The organism is Meiothermus sp. Pnk-1 (assembly GCF_003226535.1).
In the GTDB taxonomy this organism is placed as follows: Bacteria; Deinococcota; Deinococci; order Deinococcales; family Thermaceae; genus Allomeiothermus.
Genome location: NZ_QKOB01000006.1, coordinates 207,517 through 227,367, shown reverse-complemented (window position 1 = coordinate 227,367; position 19,851 = coordinate 207,517). Strand labels below are relative to the sequence as shown.

Sequence of the window (19,851 nt, the reverse complement as noted above, 5' to 3'; positions counted from 1 at the left end):
GGTGCGAGGGCAGGGGGTGTGTCCTGGATTTAGGCAACTAGGCTGCAGTAGGGAAAGCGCCGTGTCGGACGGCGTGGAAAGGTGTGACGGGGCTGTGGGAGAAGAACCGCGAGCGGACCAGGGCCTTAGCGCTCGCTCCGGATTCGCTCCAGTGGGCCCCGGTGATCTTGAGTCTTTGGCCGATGACGTGCTTGTTGGCGCCTTCGATCTGACCTGAGCCGATGACCTCAATACCTTCCCGCTTGAAGCGGGGATAGTCGGTGTGGTCGAGGTGGGCCTGCTTTTGCAAGAAGCGGAGGGCTTGATGGGCCTCTGGGTTGATGGGCTGATCGCGGAGGTTGAGGTTGAGCCAGCGCTGGATACTTATCTCTCCCCGAAGCAGAGCCTCTCGCTGTTCTTGACGGTGAGCCTCGGAATAACCGAGTCCCGTCATCAGGGTGTCGAGGTAGGTGCTGGCGTGGTAGACATCCAAGATGTGTCGGTGAACCCCCAGTTCGCCAAAGAGTTCGGCGATCCAGGCCGCCCCGTCACTGAGGCCAATCAGGGAGTCGGATTGGCGAACGCCCGCATGGCGGAGCAGGCCATGCACCTGGGGGGCGAACGCTGTGGCGGTGGTTAGGGCACTCACGTAGTACCGCTGGCTTGGGCAGCGCATCGGGTACACTACCGCACTTTTGACTTCCCGCCACTCGATGCCGCCCTCCCCCTGGGCCGCCACCAGACAGCCATCCACCTCCACACACCAGCGCCGGCCCCGTTCCCCCTCCCGCCCCCTCAAGGGCTGCTGCGCCAGTTGGGTTAGCCTTTCACGACTCAGCTCTTGCTCGTGCTGCTCCAGCCGAATCCCCAGCACCTGCAACGAACTCTTGCCCACCTTCACCCCCCACTCCCCCAACCACGCCTCAGCCTCTCGGTAGGACATCCGTAGGGTCGTCCCATGTATACGCCGGAGGCACTCCGGCAAGTAGCCGCTCTCATCCAGGCTCTCGTCGCGATACCCCTGGCCCTGATGACCACACCCGCAGCGATACCGATACCGCTGCACCTCCACCTCTCCCCACAGGCTCCCTACCTTCACCCGATGGCTTCGGCTACCCCTCAGCTCCTTCCCGCATCCTCCGCACGTTTTTTTTTGACCCCTTTGCCCTCTCCTCCGCTTCCTGTACCCCGCTCTCCCTTTTCCACCATCTCCTGCATCATCAGCCGCTGGATCTGTTTGCCAAACTCAATCACCAGCAACTCCTGCTCGGCTATATTCTTCCCCTCTCCCAGCCGCTCGTACTCATCCACCAACTGATGCATCCGTTCCCGTATTTCGCTCATTCCAACAGTTTAGGCTGTTTGCCTATTTTCAGGACACACCCATAGGCGATATCGGACACCTTTTTTCGTGGATCATCCCGTATAATTCAGATAACCGCGAAACCCCCGCCGCCTTTTAGGGCGGCGCGAAACTTAAGCGGCCCAAGCAGGTGGTGTTTTCGCAGCAACAGCCGAGAGAAGCTGTTTCGCAGCGATAGCGGGGAGGAAAAGGTGAAGCGCAGGATTCGTAGACTCGAGGAGTTGCTTCCCCACCTCAAAGAAGGCCGCTACCGCCTCGGCCCGCACGTCGCCAAGCACATGCTCCAGGAGGGTTTTACCGAGCTGGACGTGCTGAGGGCGGTGGAGTGGGGCCGTGAACTGGCGGTCTACGCCGAGGATGAGCGGATGTTGGTGCTGGGCTATATGGTGATCCCCCCCCGGCTCAGGCTGCCCTTACACGTGGTGCTCGAGTACAAAAACCCCCGCTGGGTGGATGTGGTCACGGCCTTCATCCCCCGCGATCCCCACCGGGTGTACTCGCGGGCGCGGGTGGCTGCCCTGCTGCGCTTCGATGGGGCGCTCGAGGAGGTGGAGTGGGTGTGGCCCAGGCAGGTGGAGGTGGAAAAATAGCGCCGTCGCGGGCCTAAACTCCTAGGTAGCTCCGGGCTTCCTCCGCGTCGCGCTCGATCTGGGCTTTTAATTCTTCCAGCCCGGAGAACTTTTTCTCGTCGCGGATCTTTTTGATGAACTCCACCTTCATGTCCTCGCCGTAGAGGTCGCCATGGAAGCCAAATAGGTGCACCTCGAAGCGCAGCCCGCGCCCGTCTACTGTAGGCCGATGGCCGATGTTGGCCACGCCGCCATAAGTGCCCTGGGCGGTTCGCGCCCGCACCGCGAAAACGCCCCGGGGCAGCACCTTGCCGGGGGCGACCTCGAGGTTGGCGGTGGGGTAGCCCAGCATGCGCCCCCGCCGGTCCCCCTCGACCACGATGCCCCGGGCCGCGTAGGGCCGCCCCAGGAGCGGCCCTACTTCCTCGACTTTTCCCTCTCGCAGCAAATCGCGAATCCGGCTGGACTTGACCGGGCTGTCGAAAAGCTCCAACAGCGGCAGGATCTTGGTAGGGGCCACCGCTTGCAAATCCTCGAGCCCCCCACTTCGCCCCTTCCCAAAGCGGAAGTCCTCGCCGACGTAGATCTCCTGGGCCTCGAGGCCGCGCAGATCCTCCAAAAACTCTTCCTTGCTGCGCTGGGCAAAGGTTTCGTTGAACGGGACGATGAGGGCGATTTCTACCCCCAGCTCGCGCAATAGCTCGGTCTTTTCGGTAAGGTCGCTCAGGAAGCCCTCACCCTTCATAAAGACTTTGCTGGGGGGGTCAAAGGTGTAGACCAAAAGCGGCATGTGCAGGGCCTTGGCCTCCTGCAAAGCCTGCCGCAGGAGGTGTTGGTGGCCCAGGTGTAGCCCGTCAAAACTCCCGATCGCCACCACTTTGGGGCCAGGGGGTGCGTCGGCGGGGTCGTTAACGAGCAACATACGCCAGATACCAAAGGATACCGGCCATGGCCGAAGCGGAGATCTGCACCTTACCTTCGCGCGCTTGCTGGAGCACCCGCCGAGGCTCGAGCCACTCTACGGTGATGTGCTCGTCATCGTCGGGGGTGCCGTGGGCGTGGCGTAGGTTGGTGGCCCGAAAGAGGTGCAATTTTTCGTCGCAAAAACCGGGGGAGACGTAAAAGGCGGTGAGGTACTCGAGGTCGCCTTCGAGCTGGGTCTCCTCGGCTAGCTCCCGCCGGGCCGCCGCAGCGGGCTCCTCGCCGTCTTCGATGAGCCCGGCGGGGATCTCCAAGGTCTCGCTCGCCACGGCGGGGCGGTATTGTCGCACGAAGAGGAGCTTTCCCTCCCGCTCGGCCATTACACAGACGGCGTGCTGGTGTTCGACGATTTCGTATTTTTCGTCCTCGAGCGCCAGGTTCAGGATGCGCCCGCGGTAGAGGTAGCGGCGCTTCGCCATGAGGAAAGTATAGCCGTACCCTTTGGCGCTCGACGGTAGTATGTAAGCATGCTCATCCTGGGTGAAATACTGACCATGGCCGACCCTGCTCGAGCCGGGGCGGTGTACCTCGAGGGAAGTCGCATCGCCGACTTGGGGCCGGCGGAGGATTTGCAGGCGCGCTATCCTGCGGCGAGGCGTTTTCGCGTGCAGCGGGTTACCCCTGGGCTACACGATGCCCACATCCACCCGGTGCTTTGGGGGCGGCAGCTTTCCACGCTCGACCTGTCGGGGCTGCACCACCCTGAAGAGGTCGCGGCACGGGTCGCCGAGCGCTCCAGGGAGCTTCCCGCAGGGAGCTGGATTCGTGGGGCGGGGTACCTGTTTGACGCTTACCCCGATAAGGCCTTGCTCGACCGGGCAGCGCCCCATCACCCGGTGTTCTTGCAAAGCCGGGATCTCCACTCGGGCTGGGTCAACTCGCGGGCCCTCGAGCAAGCCCGCATCACTTCCACCACCGCCGACCCCAAGGGCGGGGTGATCCTTCGCGACGCGGCGGGTGAGCCTACGGGGTGCCTGCTCGAGCGGGCTACCGACCTGGTCCATGCCGTGTTGCCCGGACCCACCGTCCAGGAGCTGGCTTTGGGGCTTACGGATCTGGCTCGGCGGGGCTACACCGCCGCGCACCACCTGGGCTGGTGCCCGCTGGCCTTCGCCGAGGAACTGGCTCGCAGGGGGGAGCTTCCGGTGCGGTTATGGTGGGCGCTGGACAAGGAGGGCTGGCGGGAAGCCGAGCCGAGATGGCGAGGAGATGCCTTGGAGGTCGCGGCGGTCAAGTTCTTCGCCGATGGAGCGCTGGGCAGCCGCACCGCTTGGATGCTCGAACCCTACCCGGACGGCTCCTTTGGCATGCCGCTCGACGACCTCGAGTTCATCCGGGAGGAGGGAAGGGCTGCGCTTTCGGCGGGGTTTGGGCTGGCGGTGCACGCCATCGGGACCCGGGCGGTGCGGGGGGTATTGGCGGTGTTTGGCGAGCTGGCTCAGCTTCATCCGCGCCGCCCGTTGCGGATGGAACACGCCCAACACGTGCAGGATGCCGATTTGCCCTCCTTTAGAGGCTTGCCGATGGCTGTCTCTATGCAGCCGATCCACGCGCTCGAGGACGCCGCCCTCGTCCGCCAGCACCAGCCTGGCCGCGAACACGAAGCCTTCCGCCTGCGTGACCTATGGAACACCGGCCTGCCCCTGGCTTTTGGCTCCGACGCCCCGGTCGCTCCGCCGGACGTGCTGGGGGGCCTTCAGGCGGCGCTATCCCACCCTATCGCCCCGGCGCAATCCTTAGGCGAGGCCCAGGCCCTGTGGGCGTTCACCCGCGGTGCGGCCCTGGCGGCGGGCTGGCCCGAACACGGCCAGATCCGCGCGCAAGCCCCGGCGGATTTGACCCTGTGGGAAGCCGGGAAGCCGGTAGGGCGGGTGTTTAGAGGGGAGCTCGAGCTGTTCTAAAGCGTTGGAGCCTCCCTTGACTCTTTCCCGCGGACCCTCGAGACTCTCTCTAAATGGTTTCGGATCCCCTCTACGACCAGCTCAAGCGCGAAGTAGACCTTTTGGGCCGGGCTTTGGGCCAGGCCATCAAGGCCCTTTCTGGCGAGCGCCTGTATCGGCTTGAGGAAGAGGTGCGGGCCCTGAGCAAACACCTGCGGCAGAACCCTGGTGACGCCGAAGCCCACGAGAAGATGCTGCACCTCATCCGGGGGGCCTCCCTGAGCGAGGCCGAGGGGTTGGTGCGGGCTTTCTCCACGTACTTCCACCTGGTCAACCTGGCCGAGGAGCGGCAGCGGGTGCGGGTCAACCGGGCCCGTGAAGCCGCCTCCACCCCGAACTCGCCGCGCTCGGAGTCGTTTTTGGCCCTGGTGGGAGCGTTCAAAGCCCAAGGGCTCAGCTACGAACAGGTGGTGAAGGTACTCTCCGAACTGCGGCTGCACCTTACCTTTACCGCCCACCCCACCGAAACTCGCCGTCGTACGGTGCGCTATCACCTGGGGGAGATCGAGAGGTGGTTGGAGGCCTACGAAGAGGGCCGCCCCGAGGCCAGCTTGGAGGCCATCGAGGTTCACACTTTGCTCCTGTGGGGTACGCTCGAGCTGCGCCGTGCCCGCGTGAGCGTAGAGGACGAGGTAAAAGGGGGGCTTTTCTACCTGCCCCGCGCCCTCTGGACGGTTCTCCCTCGGTTGGTGGAGGGGCTCGAGCAGGCGGTGGAGGCCCACTACGGGATTCGGCCCGACCTTTCGCCCCCTTTGGCCTTCCGCAGCTGGATCGGCGGTGACCGCGACGGCAACCCCAACGTCACCCCCGAGGTCACCCAGTGGGCCCAGCACTATGCCCGGGAGCTGGTGCTGCGGCAATTTGTGGAAGAAGTAGACGGGCTAATCCGTGCCCTCTCCCTCGGTGAGGACCGCCTGCCCACCCCGCGCGAGATCCGCCTGGCCACCGAGGAGGCTTTCAAAAAACTGCCCCTGCCCGACCGCTTTGCGGCAGAGCCCTACCGGCGCTATCTGATGATCCTCCGTCACAAGCTGCGCGCGCTCTTGGGAGAGCAGGTTGGGACGGGCTACGCCACCGGGAGAGAGCTGGTGGCCGATTTGCGCACCATCGAGGCCGGGTTGGCCCAGCTGGGGTTGCAAAGGGTCGCGCGGGTTCTGGTCAAGCCCGTCCGCTTGTGCGCCGAGGCCTACGGGCTGGACCTGGTGGCCTTGGATTTGCGGGAGGAGTCGCGCCAGCACGCCGAGGCGGTGGCCGAGCTCCTCAAGGCGGCTGGGGTGCGGGAGGACTACCTCGAACTCAGCCCAAAGGAGCGCGAGGCCCTGCTCACCGAGGAGCTGAGCTCGCCCCGCCCTTTGGCTCCGGTTGGTTACCGCCCGCAAAGCCGGGCGCTGGGGGTAGCCCTAGGCGCGCTGCACCGCTGGCAGGCTCGAGGGGCCTACGTGGTGAGCATGACGCACCATCCGAGCGACTTGCTGGAGGTGTTCCTTCTGGCCCGTGAGGTGGGGCTGTATCGCCCGGGGCGTCCCTTGCCGTTCGACGTGGTGCCGCTGTTTGAAACTTTGCGCGATCTCGAGGCTGCCCCCCGGGTGGTCGCGGAGCTGTTGGACAACCCGATCTTTCAGGCCCATGTACGGGGGCGTGGAGGGATGGAGGTGATGATCGGGTACTCCGATTCCAACAAAGACGCCGGCTTCCTCTCGGCCAACTGGGCTTTGTACCGGGCGCAGGAACAGATAGCCCAGGTGGCTCAGGGACACGGGGTGCGGGTGTATTTCTTCCACGGGCGCGGCACCTCCACCGCGCGCGGCGGGGGCAGCGCGGGCCGAGCTATCGCCAGCTTGCCGCCCGGCACGGTGGGCACCCGGATGCGCATCACCGAGCAAGGAGAGGCTTTGGCTGATCGCTATCAGCACCCCGAGCTCGCCTACCGCAACCTCGAGCAGATGCTTTACTACATGGGCTTGGCCGCTGCGCGGGATGCGTATGGGGAGAAAAACGCGCTGCCCTCGGAATGGGAGGAGGCCCTCGGATGCGCTGCGCGTGAGTCCGAGCAGGCATACCGGGCCCTACTTGCCCGGCCGCGCTTCTTCGAGTTTTATGAAGCCTTTACCCCTATCCGCGAGATCGGGGCGCTTAACATTGCCTCGAGGCCCGTGTATCGTTCCGGGCGGGTGCGGGAGATCACCGACCTGCGGGCCATCCCTTGGGTGATGAGCTGGACCCAGGTGCGGCTGTTGTTACCCGGTTGGTATGGGCTTGACGCCGGGTTGATCCAGATTCCCCTTGAGCTGCGCCGGGAGATGTACCAGGGATGGCCATTTTTCAGAAGCACCCTCGAGGCTGCCGCCGAGGCCCTGGCCAAGGCTGACCTGGGCATCGCCCGCGAGTATTTACGCCTCGTCCCGCCCGAACTGGCGGAGTCGTTCTTCCCTCCCATCGCCCAAGCCTTCGAGCGAAGCGTGGCGCTGCTGGAAGAGACTTTCCAGGGGCCGCTATTGTACAACCGCCCGGTCCTGGCCCGCCAGACCGAGCTGCGCAATCCCTACGTCGACCCCATCAGCCATGTACAGGTCGAGCTGCTGGCCCGTTACCGCGCCACCTCCCCCGAACACCCCGAGCGCCCCGGGCTCGAGCGGGCCTTGATGCTCTCGATTCTGGGCGTCGCGGCGGGGTTGAGGAACGCCGGATGACCCAGCCATTCCCGGCGGGTCGGATTTCGGGGATAATGGGCTTGTTTAGGGATGCTTTTTGAGGAGCTACAACATGGCGGAACATTTGCTTGACCCCCGGCTTTTGCCCGGCTATAGTCCCCTGCAACGGGTGGGCCTTTTCGTGGACACCCAGAACCTCTACCACTCGGCCCGCGACTACTACGAGAAGAATGTCAACTTCGAAAGCCTCTTGAAACACGCGGCAAGCGGGCGGCAACTGGTGCGGGCCACCGCCTACGTGGTTGAACGGGAGGGGGATACCTCGGCTTGGCCGTTCATCTACAAGCTCTCCACCATCGGCTACCGGGTGCGCCGGATGAACCTTACCCTCAAGGAGACCACCGACGAGGGCAAGCCCATCTACGAGGGCAACTGGGACATGGGAATCGCCGCCGACATGGTGCGGCTGATGCATACCCTGGACGTGGTGGTGCTGGGATCGGGAGATGGAGATTTTGTGGATATCATCGAGGTGCTGATGGAAAGAGGTATCCGGGTGGAGGTGATAGCCTTCAAGGAGACAACTTCACAGCGGTTGATTGACGCGGTGGACCGCTTCGTGCACCTTCCGGAGATCCCCGATCCTTTCATGCCAGGCCGTGAGCGGGAAAGGCTAATTCCTAACGTCACCGAGAAATAGCTCAAGGTTAGGGCGCTGACAGCTTGTTGCTATACCTATGCCATACGCCAAACGATACCGCTCCCGAATTGGCCCCTCTTCCCCGTCATACCCTTTCATGGGCGACCCTCTCCTAGCAGGGGAGGGGGTATCTAGCTTTCCTGGCCCCCGGCCTGGCCGGCTGCTACCAGGGCGAAGGTACAGCCCAAAGGGGTATCCGAGGATGACCTGCCGCGTTTGGCGTTTTGCGTACGACGTGAGACATCAGTGCAGGAAATCGAGTTATCGGCGCACCAGTGGTAGTGTCCCGAATTTTGTGTACGCCCCCACCTAAGCCCGGGGGTACCTGAGATCAGAGATAGCACGGATCTCATCCTCTGCCTGCTGAAAGCCCCGGAGCTTTCTCCCCTGAAACCGCGCCTCATAGCGCTCGGCCACGAAGTAGATTACCTTGAGCACGGCATCGGGCGTGGGAAAGGTGTTGTCCCGCGTCTGGAAGGTGTTTCGCTGCACGAAAGCACGGGTAGCCCTCTTCACCTCCTTGATCCTCCGCTCAAGCAGGTGGGTGTTCTTGATCACCGGCTGCAGGGCCCTCGGGTACTCGAAGAAGCGTAGAGCGCTGCAGAGTGCTGCATCCAACCGGCCACCACCTGAGGGTACTTATCTGCCCAGCGACCCTTGAAGGCCTCCAGCGCCCTCAAGGCCTGGTTCCGATCGGAAGCCCGGATGACGGACAAGAGGTCCGGAAGCGCCGCGTCCTGATCCCTCTTGCGCACCCGCCGCAGGGTGGAACGCACCTTGTGCACGGTGCAGAGCTGCTTGATGGCGGTCTCCATCTCCGGCAGCTCGTCGGTGATGAAAAGCAACACCTCCTCCACCCCCCCGCTCCTTGAGCTCAAGGAGCAGGTCGCCCCAGCCCGTGCCCGACTCCGTGGGCAGAAGCCAGAAACCCAGGACCTCCCGGTGGCCTTCCTGGGTGATCCCCAGGGCCAGGTAAGCAGCCCCTCGGTGTTTCCCCCTTCGGGGGAAAGCAGCGGTAGCTACACCTTCCCTCTCCCGGAAGACCTTGACGAACAGGGCATCCAGGTAGACGAAGGCGTAACGCTGCCTGAGCGGGCGCTCCCTGAAAGCTTCTAGCCTGGGCAGCGCCTCCTCTGCCATGCGGCTTATGGTGCTGGCGCTGTAGGTCTCCCCCAAGAGATGCCCCAGGACCTCGCCCACCTTTCGCGTGGAGATGCCGGCGGCATACATGGCTAGGGCAAGCGCCTCAAGGTCTTCTCGGTGTTTCCCCCTTCGGGGGAAAGCAGCCGTCCGGCTTTGGTAGGGAGCGAACAGGGCGATGTGGAAGCGGCCATCCCGCTCCCTGGGCACCCGCAGGCGCACCGGACCGTGCTTGGTGACCAGACCGCGCTCGTAGTACCCGTTCTTCGTTCCACCCTCCTCCGCCAGGAAGACCTCGCGCTCCAACTCCATCACCGTTTCCAGCACCTGCTTGACCACTTCCCTGACGACCTCATCCAGCCAGCTTCGGTCAATGCTAAACTCGGGCATGGGGTACCTCCCGTCTCTCTTACAGGTACCCCCTTTTGCTTAGGTGGGCTTATACAAAATCTGCAACGCTACCGCACCAGTGGTTTGGTAACGAGATTTGCCTACTGGGCAGTACGCTTGGCGTACGACGTATGACGTGGGACGCGAGGGCAGCATGCCCCAAAAATCAAATTACCAGGGCTTTATATCCTGAGCAGCGCCCTGAAGGCCTCGAGCGCCTCTTTTCCCACCTGGAAGCGCTCCGCTGGGTCTTTAGCCAACAACCGCTCCATAAAGCGCCGCATCCAAGGATCGGTATTCTCCAAAAAGGGGGTGCTTTCGTGCAGATGGGCCTCGAGCACCTCTTCGGGAGTTCCGGTGAAGGGGAGTTCACCCGAGAGCGCCCAGTACAGCAGCACTCCTGCCGAGTAGAGGTCCGCCGGAGGGCCGGGGGGTTGGCCGCGCACCTGCTCGGGGGCGATATACGCTAGGGTGCCTAGGCGGATCGGCTTGGAGAAGCGTTCCCCGATGGGGCCAGAAAGGTCGAAATCTATCAGACGGGCCTGCCCGGTGCCGTCCACTACCAAATTTTCCGGTTTTACGTCGCGGTGGACGAAGCCCTGTTCGTGCATGTAGGCCAGCGCCTCGAGCAGGGCCTCGAAAACCGAAAGGGTACCATGAGGGTAGTGGCTGCGCCACTCGGAAAAGCGCTCGCCGGGAGCAAAGGCCAGCAGGACCGCGGGGCCCTCGACATCGCCGGTCTCCTCTTTGCTCAGATCGAGGCGTTGCAGCACTGGGTTGATACGGGGGTGCTCGAGCGCCCGTCCCACCTTCCACTCCCGGTCGGCGCGGGACTCGCGCCCTTTGGGGAAGAGCTTGAGCGCATAGGGTTGGCCATGCTCGTCAAAGGCTAAGTAGACCGTCGCTACTGCGCCACGAGCGATGGGCCGGATCACCCGGTAGCGTCCGAGCAGGGTTGTCCCCGGTAAACCCACCCCCTCACTATACCGTTTAGAGTCATCCCAGCGGAAAAATTTTGACCGACAAACCGCGCCGGATCCGCCGGGGCATGAGGCCGAGCGAAAACAAACCGGCGTGAGGTAATTTATTAGCGTGCAGGCTGTGGTGTTGTCGGGGGGTGGGGCCCGGGGGCTGGCCCATATCGGAGTCTTGGAGGTGCTCGAGGCCAACGGTTTTGAGGCTGAAGTGGTGGCCGGGACCAGCATGGGAGCCATCATCGGGGCCTTATGGGCGGCGGGGAAGAGCGCAGGGGAGATCCTCGAAATCGCCCGGCACACCCCTTGGCTGCGCCTGTTGAGCCTCAACCCCCGTACCACCGGGCTCATCTCCGAGCGGCGCATGCGCGAGCTGCTGGCGGTTTATCTCCCGGAGACCTTTGCGGGCCTTCGGCACCGCCTAATCGTGACCGCTACCGACCTCGAGGCGGGGCGGTTGGCCTACTTCTTTGAGGGGGATCTGCGCGGGGCGGTGTTGGCGTCTTCGGCTTATCCAGGTCTTTTTAGCCCCGTGGTCTTCGAAGGCCGGACCTACGTGGACGGGGGGGTGCTCGATAACCTTCCGGTGGATGCGGCCCGCTTCTTGAAAGCCACCCGCGTGTTGGCGGTAGACGTTACCCCCGAGATCGCCCTGCCCGGGGTGCCCCGAACCGCCATCGGCCAGATTCGCCGCTCGGTGGATATCATGCAAAACCACCTCACCGCCGTCCGTCGGGCGTTGTATCCGCCGGAGAAGTACCTGCGGCCAGAGCTGGGGGGCGTGGGGATTGAGCAGTTTGGCCGTATTGAGGAGATCGTGGAGGCAGGGCGGCGGGCTGCGCGCGCCTTGTTCCAAGACCCCCAACCACAACCCCGATGAGCTGTGTATACTCAAAGCCGTGCGCAACTTCTGGGATTATCTCTTCAAAGAGTGGCTTCGCCAGGTGGGGGAAGCGCTGCTGCTGGCGTTTCTGGTCACCACCTTTGTCTTTACTACAGTAGGGGTCGTGGGCAACAGCATGAACCCCTTGAACGGCGGCGCCTTGCCCGCGGGCTCGGTGTCGTTGCAAAACGGCGAGCGGGTCTTTGTGCCCAAGTATGAGACTTGGCTGGTGCGCTTCGGCCTGACGCAGTGGCGGCGGGGCGAGATCGCCATCATCAAGCCGCCTGAGGGAACCCCCAACGCGGTAGCCCAGTTCCCTATCCTGGGTTTCCAGTTCAAGGCCTTCTTCATCAAGCGCATCGTGGGGGTTCCGGGGGATGAGATCAGCATCCGCGATGGGCAACTGGTCCTCAACGGGCAGCCGATCAAAGAAACCCATATCACCAGCCTTATCACTCCCTACGGCGACAACTTTCCCGGGGCCTGCTACCGCGATGGACGGCTCTCGCACATCATCATGCAGCAGGGGACCCCGTTCGCGGTGGACGAACTGCCCGATTATCTCAAGGACCTTCCGGGCATGATGATGCCGCCCTCGAGCAGCGACCCCGCTTACCCCTCGCCGCCGCTTGAGCTGCAAGGTGAGCGCTGCGTAATCGGTACCCTCAAGATCGCCCCCGACCACTACTTCGTGATGGGGGACAACCGCACCATCGGCGGCTCGGAGGATTCCCGTACCTTTGGCCCAATCGCCAAGGACCGCATCGCCGGGCGGGCCAATGCGGTGTGGTGGCCCCCGGTGAGCCGCGATGAAACCGGGAACACCCGTCTCAACATCCGCCGCCTACCCATCCCTCCGGCGTTTAGATAGCCCTGAGGAGAGCCTGGCCAAGCGGGCCTTGCTCTCACCGCCGCTTCATGGCTAGGGGCTAGCCTCTTGGTGTAGATGGAGCCAATGCACGCCACAACTATTCTGGCCGTTCGCAAGAACGGCCAGACCGCGATTGCCGGAGATGGTCAGGTCACCTTGGGCCAGACCATCATGAAAACTTCTGCCGTCAAGGTGCGCCGGTTGGAGGTAGGCGGTGGCATCCTGGTGGGCTTCGCCGGGGCCGTGGCGGACGCCCTGACCCTTTTGGAGAACTTTGAAGAGGCCCTGGGAGTCGCCAAAGGCAACCTGCCTCGGGCGGCGGTGGAGACGGTTAAGAAGTGGCGCACCGACCGGGTGCTTAGGAACCTGGAGGCCATGTTAATCGTTGCCGACGTGGAAAATCTGCTGCTTTTATCGGGCAACGGGGAGGTGCTCTCGCCCGACGAGCCGGTGCTGGCGGTGGGTTCGGGAGGTCCCTACGCCATCGCGGCAGCCAAAGCGCTGTTGCGCCACTCTGGGCTTTCCGCAGCGGATATCGCGCGAGAATCCATCCGCATCGCTGGAGAGATTGATCTGTACACCACCGGCAACCCCACCGTCTTTGTCGTGGGAGAGGAACGGTGAGGCCTTCGACTTTGGGCGCTTTGCTTTTGGGAATACTCCTATGAACTTGACCCCCTCCGAGATCGTCCGCGAGCTGGATAAACACATCATCGGTCAGGAAGCGGCTAAACGGGCTGTGGCGGTGGCTTTGCGCAACCGCTACCGGCGCAAGCGGTTGCCCCCGGCTCTGGCCCGTGAAGTGGTGCCCCGCAACATCCTGATGATCGGACCAACCGGGGTAGGCAAGACCGAGATCGCCCGCCGCCTGGCGCGGCTGGCCGGGGCGCCTTTTCTCAAGGTGGAAGCCACCAAGTTTACCGAGGTCGGCTACGTGGGCCGCGACGTGGACTCCATCGTGCGGGACCTAGCCGAAGCCAGCTACCAGATGGTCTTGCAGGAGCTGAAGGCTAAAGTGGCCGAGCGGGCCACCGCTCAGGCCGAGGAGCAGCTGGCAGCGTTGCTGCGGGTTTCGGTGTTGGATATTCGCTCCGGGCGCTTTGACGAGCAGCTGGTGGAGATCGAGGTGGATGAGGAACCGCAACTGCCCTTTATGGGGGTGTTGGGCGGCGGCGATCAGATGCAGGGCCTAGGCAACATGCTCAGGGGGCTTCTACCCCAGCGGCGGGTGCGTCGCCGGATGCGGGTGAAGGAGGCCCTCGAGGTCCTCAAAAACCAGGAGGCCGAGCGCCTGGTGGACAAAGAAGAGGCGGCCCAAGAGGGGTTGCGCCGAGCCCAGGAAGACGGAATCGTCTTCATCGACGAGATCGACAAGGTGGCTCGCAGACAGGGCAGTGTAGGCGGGCCGGATGTATCGGGAGAAGGGGTTCAGCGCGACTTGTTGCCGGTGGTGGAGGGCACGGTGGTCTCTACCCGGCTGGGTCCGGTCTCCACCGAGCATGTTTTGTTTATCGCCGCCGGGGCCTTCCACGTCTCCAAGCCCTCCGATTTGATCCCTGAGCTACAGGGGCGCTTTCCCATCCGGGTTGAGCTGTCCTCGCTGGGGGCCGAGGAGTTTGAGCGCATCCTGACCGAGCCCGAATCCTCGTTGCTCAGGCAATATACCGAACTTTTGAAAGCGGACGGCACGGAGATTCACTTTACCCCCGAAGCGGTGCGCGCCATCGCCCAATACGCCCACGCGGCCAACCGCGACCTCGAGGACATCGGGGCGCGCCGGCTTTCCACCGTGCTCGAGCGGGTGCTGGAAGAGGTGTCGTTCCAGACTGACTTGGGAAAAGTAGAGATTACTAAGGAATACGTGGAGGCTCGTTTAGCCAGCGTGGTGGCCTCGCCGGACCTGTCCCGGTATATTCTCTAGGGTTTGGAGGAAGACGATGCGTGTGTGGTTTTCTACCCTCGTGCGTACGAGCTTAGTCTTGGTGGGCACTGCCTTTGTGCTGGTGCCAGGCTCGATAGCCCAGACTGCTGCGGCGGACCCCTCCGCACAGAACAGCTGCCAGCGCAACCTGCGCACGGGTTTGCAGTTTTACAACGCGGGCCGCTTCGAGACCGCCCAACCCTTCTTTGAGCGGGCGGTGAAGGAGTGTAACTCGAGCGCGGAGAGTTTGTACTTCCTGGCCCGCAACCAGATGCGCCTGGGCCTGATGACCGCGGCCATCGAGAACCTGCGCCGCTCGATCGCCCAGAACGCTACTTTTATCAACTCTTACATCGCTCTGGCCCAGGCTTACACCGACTCCTTCCGCTTCGCCGAGAACCGCGAGGCGGCCAAGGGCAACTTGGACCAGGCCCTGAGCGTGCTGCGCGATGCCGAGCGGGTCAATAGCAAATACGCCCCCATTTACTCTTGGCGGGCGGTGGTGCTGGGCTTGCAGGGGCAGTACGAGCGGGCCATCGAGGCGGCCAACCGGGCCATCGCCCTCGACGATGACCCTTCCCTGCGTTCGACGTTGGCCAGCCTGTACGTGGCCAGCGGCAAGCCCGACGAGGCCCTCAAGGTCTACAACGACGCGGTGGGCAAGTACCCCAAGGACGCCGACCTGCGCCTCAAGTACGGTACCTTTTTGCTCGCCCGCAAAGACTGTGCGGGGGCCCTCTCGCACCTCAACCAGGCCGCCATTTTATCTCCGGGCAACGCCGAGGTCTATGTCTACCAGGGGCAGGCATTGGAGTGCCTGAAAAGCTGGAAGCCCGCCGGAGCCGCCTATGAAAACGCGGTGGCGCTCTCTCCGGTGCGCTATCCCGAGGCTTACGCCGGGCTGGGTCGGGTCTACCTCGAGCTGGGCGACGCGCAAAAGGCCCGTTTCAATCTGACCAAGGCCGTGGCGCTGGAGCCGCAAAACGCCAGCTTCCGCTACTGGCTGGGCAAGGCCAACGAGGTACTGGGTGACAAGGCCGGGGCCAAGGCCCAGTGCCAGAAAGCCCTCGAGCTGCAAAACGACTTCAAGGAAGCGCAGGAGTGCGTGGCTAAGAATCAGTAGCCCACCCCGAGCCAGGGCTGACCCTTGGGGCGGCGCTAAGTTATGCTGGGGGCATGCAGTGGCGCTTGGAGGCTTGGAACCCTGACTATGCCCTGCCCCAGGTGGGCTTCGAAGAGACCCCCGCCCGCGAGGAGGTCAAGACCGGCATCGAAGGAACCGCGTGGGAGGCCAAGCGCCCGGCCATGGTCCCGCCGTCGGACTGGCCGGTGCTGTACATGGTGGACGGTCGCCAGCGGGTGGATGCGGTGGTGGTGGATCCAGAGGGGCACCGAGCCATCCTCGCTACGGTGGCCGCCGGGGCTGTGGTGCGCGATGGCGCAGGGATTCGCTTGGCGGGGGAGCCTAAGATGCGGCGGGTGCTCCTGCACCCGGAGGGCCTGGAGGTGGAGCCGCTGCGGTTTGGGAGTTTGGTGTATGAACCCGAAAGCGCGCGAGCGGCCGATCTGCAAAACCTGCGCAGCAAGGTCACCGAGGTGATGCGCCGCCTCGAGGCCGAGCTGGCGCTGGCGCTTTGCGGCGATGGCTGTCTGGTGGTGATGGATGGGCAGATCTACCTCGCCGGGCAGCCCACCCAGCATCCGCTGCTGGGCTACACCAAGACCATGCCGGGCTTGTACTTGCCTCCTGAGGAGCAGGCTCTGCTTTACCGGCTCGAGCCCTACGAGCGCACCCCCATCTTTCGGCTACCCGGTTATGGGATGGGCCGTCGGGTGGACGTCTTTTCCTGGTACATCAGGTTGCCCCTTAGCCCCAGCGCACCCTTTCACGGCGGGGCTGGGCTGATGCGGGTTGAGACTACGGTTGTCGAGCCCTACGAAGCCCGTCGGCTGGCCGATCTTTCCGTGAGCCTTTTGTGTGCCATGGCCTCCTCGCCGGCCCGTGACCCCCGGGCCCCGCAGAATCTCATCGCGGTAGGGGCTTTGGAGATGTTTCTGGGGCGTTATATGGGCCAGGGCGAAGTGATTCGGCGTAAGATCGTACAGACGCTATTTGGCTAAACCGGAGGGTCGCTTGAAGCAGGTCGGAATGGTGTTGGGTAGCCGCGAGGCCGGGGCCCTGGACTTTTGGGTAGCGGTGGAGGAGGGGTGTTTCCTGCGGCTCGACGATGTGGTCTACGTCGAGTTCGCCCACCCCGACCCCACCCTAGGTACGATTCGGTACTACGGCCTGGTGGACCAAGTCTTGAAGCTCTACGAGGGTTCGCAGTTCGACACCGACGTGTTTTTGGCCCAGCGCGAGCTGCTGCCGGTGAGCAAGTCTTATGCCGCGCACGTCAAGGTGACGCGCCTCGAGCCCGAGGAATACCTCCCCCCCGACCCCGGCTCTAAGGTCTACTTGGCCCAGGCCGAAGCCCTCGAGCGGGCTCTCTATTACGACAGGATGAGCAACCATAAGGGCTCTACCCGGCTTCCGGCGGGGTTTCTCAAGAACGGCGAGGTGGCCTACTTGAACCTGGAGTTTTTGAACGGGGTCAAGGGCGGACACGTCAACGTCTCGGGGATCTCAGGGGTGGCGACCAAGACCAGCTACGCTACTTTCTTGCTCTATAGCCTCTTCAACTCCGGGGTGTTGCACGACGCCGCAAGTGCCCGGGCCTTGCTCTTCAACGTCAAAGGAGAAGACCTCTTCCACCTCGACAAACCCAACAACCGCCTCACCCCCGCTCAGCGCGAGGAATACCGCCGCCTGGGCCTCGAGCCGGGGCCCTTTAGGAGCGTGGATTTTCGCGCTCCGCCCAAGCCTATTCCGGGAGATATCATCCCTGACGTGGAAAGCCGCCCGGTGGGGGTAAGCCCTTACTATTGGGACTTGGTACAGTTTTGCTCCAGCGGCCTCCTACCTTTTCTCTTTGCCGACCGGGGGGCCATGAGCAACCTAGGCTTCCTGATCGACCAGGTGACGGAGCGCCTGCGCAAGCTGGCTGAAGGGCAAAAGGGGCCGTACCTGACGGTGGAGGACTGGAACGACGAGGTGGGCCAGGCGGTGGCCGAGGTGAGCTTCGATAGCCTGGGCAAGGTGCGCCTGTCGAGCTTCGCCCAGCTGGTGCGCTACGTGGAGTTCAAGCTGCTAGGCCCTGAAGGGGACGAGGAGGGTAAAGGTGACCCCCGCTGGGTTGCCCGGCAGGCCCGGGGAACGCTCGAGGCCTTTGTCCGCCGCCTACGGGCCGCCGTTGGCAACGTCTCCCACCTCATCCGCGGCGACAGGGCAGGGAACCCCCCCGATCCGCTGGCCGGGCAGTTTCAGATGAACGTGGTGGACCTCCACCAGCTCTCCGCGCAGGCCCAGATGTTCGTGGTGGGGGCGATTTTGCGCGAGATCTTTGAGAAGAAGGAAAAAGGCCGAGGGGGGCGAGTTTTTATCGTCTTGGACGAGCTGAACAAATATGCTCCGCGCGAGGACGAGAGCCCCATCAAGGACATCCTGCTCGACATCGCCGAGCGTGGGCGCAGCCTAGGGGTGATCCTGATCGGGGCCCAGCAGACCGCCTCCGAGGTCGAGCGCCGGGTGGTGGGCAACGCCGCCATTCGGGTGGTGGGCCGCCTCGACGCCGCCGAAGCCGAGCGCCCCGAGTACCGCTACTTGCCCCCCTCCTTTCGCGAACGGGCGGTGATCCTTCCGCAGGGCACGATGATCGTTCAACAGCCCGAACTCCCGATTCCCATGCCCCTTACCTTTCCCTTTCCTGCCTGGGCGACCAAGGCCGAAGAGGTGCTCGAGGACAACTCTGACCAAGCCCTTATCAACGAACTGGGGCTTTGATGAACCCCATCCGAGGCGTTCCCCCTCAGGGGTGGCTCGAGCCCAGCCCCTCTACCATCTGCGCCTTGAGGCTCCATAGCTTTTGCGAGAGGGAGACGTGGTACTCGTGAGGGTTGACCAGTCGCCGCACCCCGGGGTCGAGGCGCTCTACGTCGGCCTTGCGCCGCAGCCGCAGGGCCTCGAGGGGCAAAGGGTCGAACAGGCGCTTGCCCCGGAAGACCTCCTCATGCAGGGGCTCGAGGCTGCACCGGCTTTGCCAAAGCCGCCGCTGTTTCCCGGGGTCGGTAGGGTGGCGGAGGGTGATCACCGGCTCGGCCCCGGGGTCTTCATTGGCCAGGGTCAGGTAGTCCGCGCTGGCTAAGCCCCGGTCATCGTAGATGCGCCAGGCCCGTTTCTGGCCGGGGTTGAGGATCTTCTCGATGGACTCGGAGACCTTGATGGCCGGTTTCCACTCCCCCCCGTCGTGCATGGCTACTAGCTTATAGACCCCGCCCAGGGCGGGTTGGCCCCAGCTGGTCACCATCCGGGTGCCCACCCCGAAGACCAGCCGGTTGATGAGGTGGTCGGGATCTACCCCATAGCGCCGGGCTTCCTGGCGGATCTGGGTGTGGATTTGCCAGATCACCAGCTCGTCGAGGTCGCTGGAAAGCACGATCGAGACCTCTTCCATTCCGGCTTTGTTGAGCATCTGAGCGCTGCGGATGGAGAGATAGGCCAGGTCGCCCGAGTCGAGCCGGACCCCTACCGGCTGGTGCCCCTTGCGCTTGAGCTCCTCGAAGACCCGGATGGCGTTGGGGATGCCCGACTCGAGCACGTCTACGGTGTCCACCAGCAGCACGGTGTCGTCGGGGTAGACCTCGGCGAAAGCCTGGAAGGCTTCCAGCTCGCTCATCCCCAGCGCCATAAAAGCCTGCACCAGGCTGTGGGCGTGGGTTCCGGCAGCTTGCAGGCCCAGCTCGTACGACATCCCTACATTCGAGCTGCGGTCGGCCCCTCCGATCAAGCAGGCTCGGGTCGCGGCATTTCCGGCTTCTCCCGCAGCCCGGCGAACCCCAAACTCCAACACGGTACTCTCGCCCGCCGCTTCGCGCACCCGGCTGGCCTTGGTGGCGATCAGGGTCTCGAAGTTGAGCCGGTTGAGCAGGATGGTCTCGAGCAGTTGAGCCTGTAAGAGCGGCCCTTCGACCACCACCAAAGGAACCTGAGGGTGGACTACCCGACCCTCGGCGACGGCCTTGAGCGAGAGCCCTTCGAAGGAGCCATGCTGGCGCAGGTACTCGAGAAAGTCCCGGTCAAAAAGGGGTTTTCCCGAGCGGCTCTTCTGGCCGCGGAGGGCCTCGAGCGTGGGGTCGTCAAAGCGCGCCCCCTGCATCCAAGAGAGCAGGGGGTCCAAGCCGGCGAAGATGCAGTACCCCGCTTGATGCTGTCCGTAGTCGGGGTTGCGCCGGTAGAAGTGTTCGAAGAGGGCGGGTTTCTCTGCTAAGCCCAACCGGTAGTAGACCTGGGCCATGGTCAGTTGGTACTCATCGGTGAAGAGGATTCCCCGGGTGAGGTCGCTAGGTTTGGCGTCGGACATGTCCTAACGATAGCAGAGCCACCGGGTCGG

17 protein-coding genes and 1 pseudogene are annotated in these 19,851 nt (G+C 63.8%); 11 read left to right on the top strand and 7 right to left on the bottom strand.

Going from position 1 to position 19,851, the window contains the following annotated elements; genetic code table 11:
- Positions 1-37: 37 nt before the first annotated feature.
- Positions 38-1,078 carry a hypothetical protein gene (locus tag DNA98_RS17930; protein WP_199489383.1) on the bottom strand — a complete coding sequence of 347 codons (1,041 nt, stop codon included), beginning with the start codon at positions 1,076-1,078 and terminating at the stop codon, positions 38-40.
- A 20-nt stretch (positions 1,079-1,098) separates the two neighbouring features.
- Positions 1,099-1,323, bottom strand: a complete 225-nt coding sequence (locus DNA98_RS10375) for a hypothetical protein (RefSeq protein ID WP_110530051.1) — start codon at positions 1,321-1,323, stop codon at positions 1,099-1,101.
- A gap of 210 nt (positions 1,324-1,533) precedes the next feature.
- On the opposite strand from DNA98_RS10375, the gene DNA98_RS10370 reads away from it, so the two are divergent.
- Entirely contained in the window at positions 1,534-1,932 is a 399-nt protein-coding gene (locus DNA98_RS10370; RefSeq protein ID WP_110530047.1) for a DUF4258 domain-containing protein, read from the top strand.
- 13 nt (positions 1,933-1,945) lie between these two features.
- On the opposite strand, the gene ribF is transcribed toward DNA98_RS10370, so the two are convergent.
- Positions 1,946-2,833 carry a riboflavin biosynthesis protein RibF gene (gene ribF / locus DNA98_RS10365; RefSeq protein ID WP_110530044.1) on the bottom strand — a complete coding sequence of 296 codons (888 nt, stop codon included), beginning with the start codon at positions 2,831-2,833 and terminating at the stop codon, positions 1,946-1,948.
- Positions 2,820-3,311: an NUDIX domain-containing protein gene (locus DNA98_RS10360; RefSeq protein ID WP_110530041.1), complete on the bottom strand. Its 492-nt coding sequence runs from the start codon at positions 3,309-3,311 to the stop codon at positions 2,820-2,822. Before DNA98_RS10360 ends, ribF begins: the two co-directional genes overlap by 14 nt.
- A 48-nt stretch (positions 3,312-3,359) precedes the next feature.
- Here DNA98_RS10360 and DNA98_RS10355 point away from each other — a divergent pair, with 48 nt between their 5' ends.
- The 3 genes from DNA98_RS10355 (at position 3,360) to DNA98_RS10345 (ending at position 8,183) form a co-directional block, all read left to right on the top strand.
- Positions 3,360-4,793 (top strand): amidohydrolase, encoded by a 1,434-nt coding sequence (locus DNA98_RS10355; protein WP_110530038.1) that lies wholly within the window; start codon positions 3,360-3,362, stop codon positions 4,791-4,793.
- Positions 4,794-4,846: 53 nt separating this feature from the next.
- Complete coding sequence (locus DNA98_RS10350) at positions 4,847-7,522, top strand: phosphoenolpyruvate carboxylase (RefSeq protein ID WP_110530035.1); 2,676 nt, start codon at positions 4,847-4,849, stop codon at positions 7,520-7,522.
- 73 nt (positions 7,523-7,595) lie between these two features.
- The gene (locus tag DNA98_RS10345; RefSeq protein ID WP_110530032.1) at positions 7,596-8,183 is read left to right on the top strand and encodes an NYN domain-containing protein; all 588 of its coding nucleotides are present in this window, start codon (positions 7,596-7,598) and stop codon (positions 8,181-8,183) included.
- Positions 8,184-8,492: 309 nt separating this feature from the next.
- Here the strand turns inward: DNA98_RS10345 and DNA98_RS10340 are convergent.
- Positions 8,493-9,713, bottom strand: a pseudogene (locus DNA98_RS10340) (IS256 family transposase).
- Positions 9,714-9,895: 182 nt separating this feature from the next.
- Entirely contained in the window at positions 9,896-10,687 is a 792-nt protein-coding gene (locus DNA98_RS10335) for a serine/threonine-protein kinase (protein WP_110530029.1), read from the bottom strand.
- Between the two features lie 118 nt (positions 10,688-10,805).
- Between DNA98_RS10335 and DNA98_RS10330 the strand changes: the two genes are divergently transcribed.
- The 7 genes from DNA98_RS10330 to DNA98_RS10300 all read left to right on the top strand — a co-directional run bounded on the left by DNA98_RS10330 (position 10,806) and on the right by DNA98_RS10300 (position 18,245).
- On the top strand, positions 10,806-11,567 hold the full coding sequence (locus DNA98_RS10330) for a patatin-like phospholipase family protein (RefSeq protein WP_110530026.1): 762 nt from the start codon (positions 10,806-10,808) through the stop codon (positions 11,565-11,567).
- Positions 11,568-11,586: 19 nt separating this feature from the next.
- Positions 11,587-12,441, top strand: coding sequence for a signal peptidase I (lepB, locus tag DNA98_RS10325; protein ID WP_110530023.1), 855 nt, complete (start codon positions 11,587-11,589; stop codon positions 12,439-12,441).
- A gap of 75 nt (positions 12,442-12,516) precedes the next feature.
- Positions 12,517-13,065: an ATP-dependent protease subunit HslV gene (hslV, locus tag DNA98_RS10320; protein WP_110530020.1), complete on the top strand. Its 549-nt coding sequence runs from the start codon at positions 12,517-12,519 to the stop codon at positions 13,063-13,065.
- A gap of 40 nt (positions 13,066-13,105) precedes the next feature.
- On the top strand, positions 13,106-14,362 hold the full coding sequence (locus tag DNA98_RS10315) for an ATP-dependent protease ATPase subunit HslU (protein WP_110530017.1): 1,257 nt from the start codon (positions 13,106-13,108) through the stop codon (positions 14,360-14,362).
- 16 nt (positions 14,363-14,378) lie between these two features.
- Positions 14,379-15,485 carry a tetratricopeptide repeat protein gene (locus DNA98_RS10310; protein ID WP_110530016.1) on the top strand — a complete coding sequence of 369 codons (1,107 nt, stop codon included), beginning with the start codon at positions 14,379-14,381 and terminating at the stop codon, positions 15,483-15,485.
- A 53-nt stretch (positions 15,486-15,538) separates the two neighbouring features.
- The gene (locus DNA98_RS10305; RefSeq protein ID WP_110530013.1) at positions 15,539-16,483 is read left to right on the top strand and encodes a hypothetical protein; all 945 of its coding nucleotides are present in this window, start codon (positions 15,539-15,541) and stop codon (positions 16,481-16,483) included.
- Between the two features lie 13 nt (positions 16,484-16,496).
- Positions 16,497-18,245 (top strand): ATP-binding protein, encoded by a 1,749-nt coding sequence (locus tag DNA98_RS10300; RefSeq protein ID WP_110530679.1) that lies wholly within the window; start codon positions 16,497-16,499, stop codon positions 18,243-18,245.
- 25 nt (positions 18,246-18,270) lie between these two features.
- Here the strand turns inward: DNA98_RS10300 and DNA98_RS10295 are convergent, their stop codons facing one another.
- On the bottom strand, positions 18,271-19,821 hold the full coding sequence (locus DNA98_RS10295) for a nicotinate phosphoribosyltransferase (protein ID WP_110530009.1): 1,551 nt from the start codon (positions 19,819-19,821) through the stop codon (positions 18,271-18,273).
- Positions 19,822-19,851 lie beyond the last annotated feature (30 nt).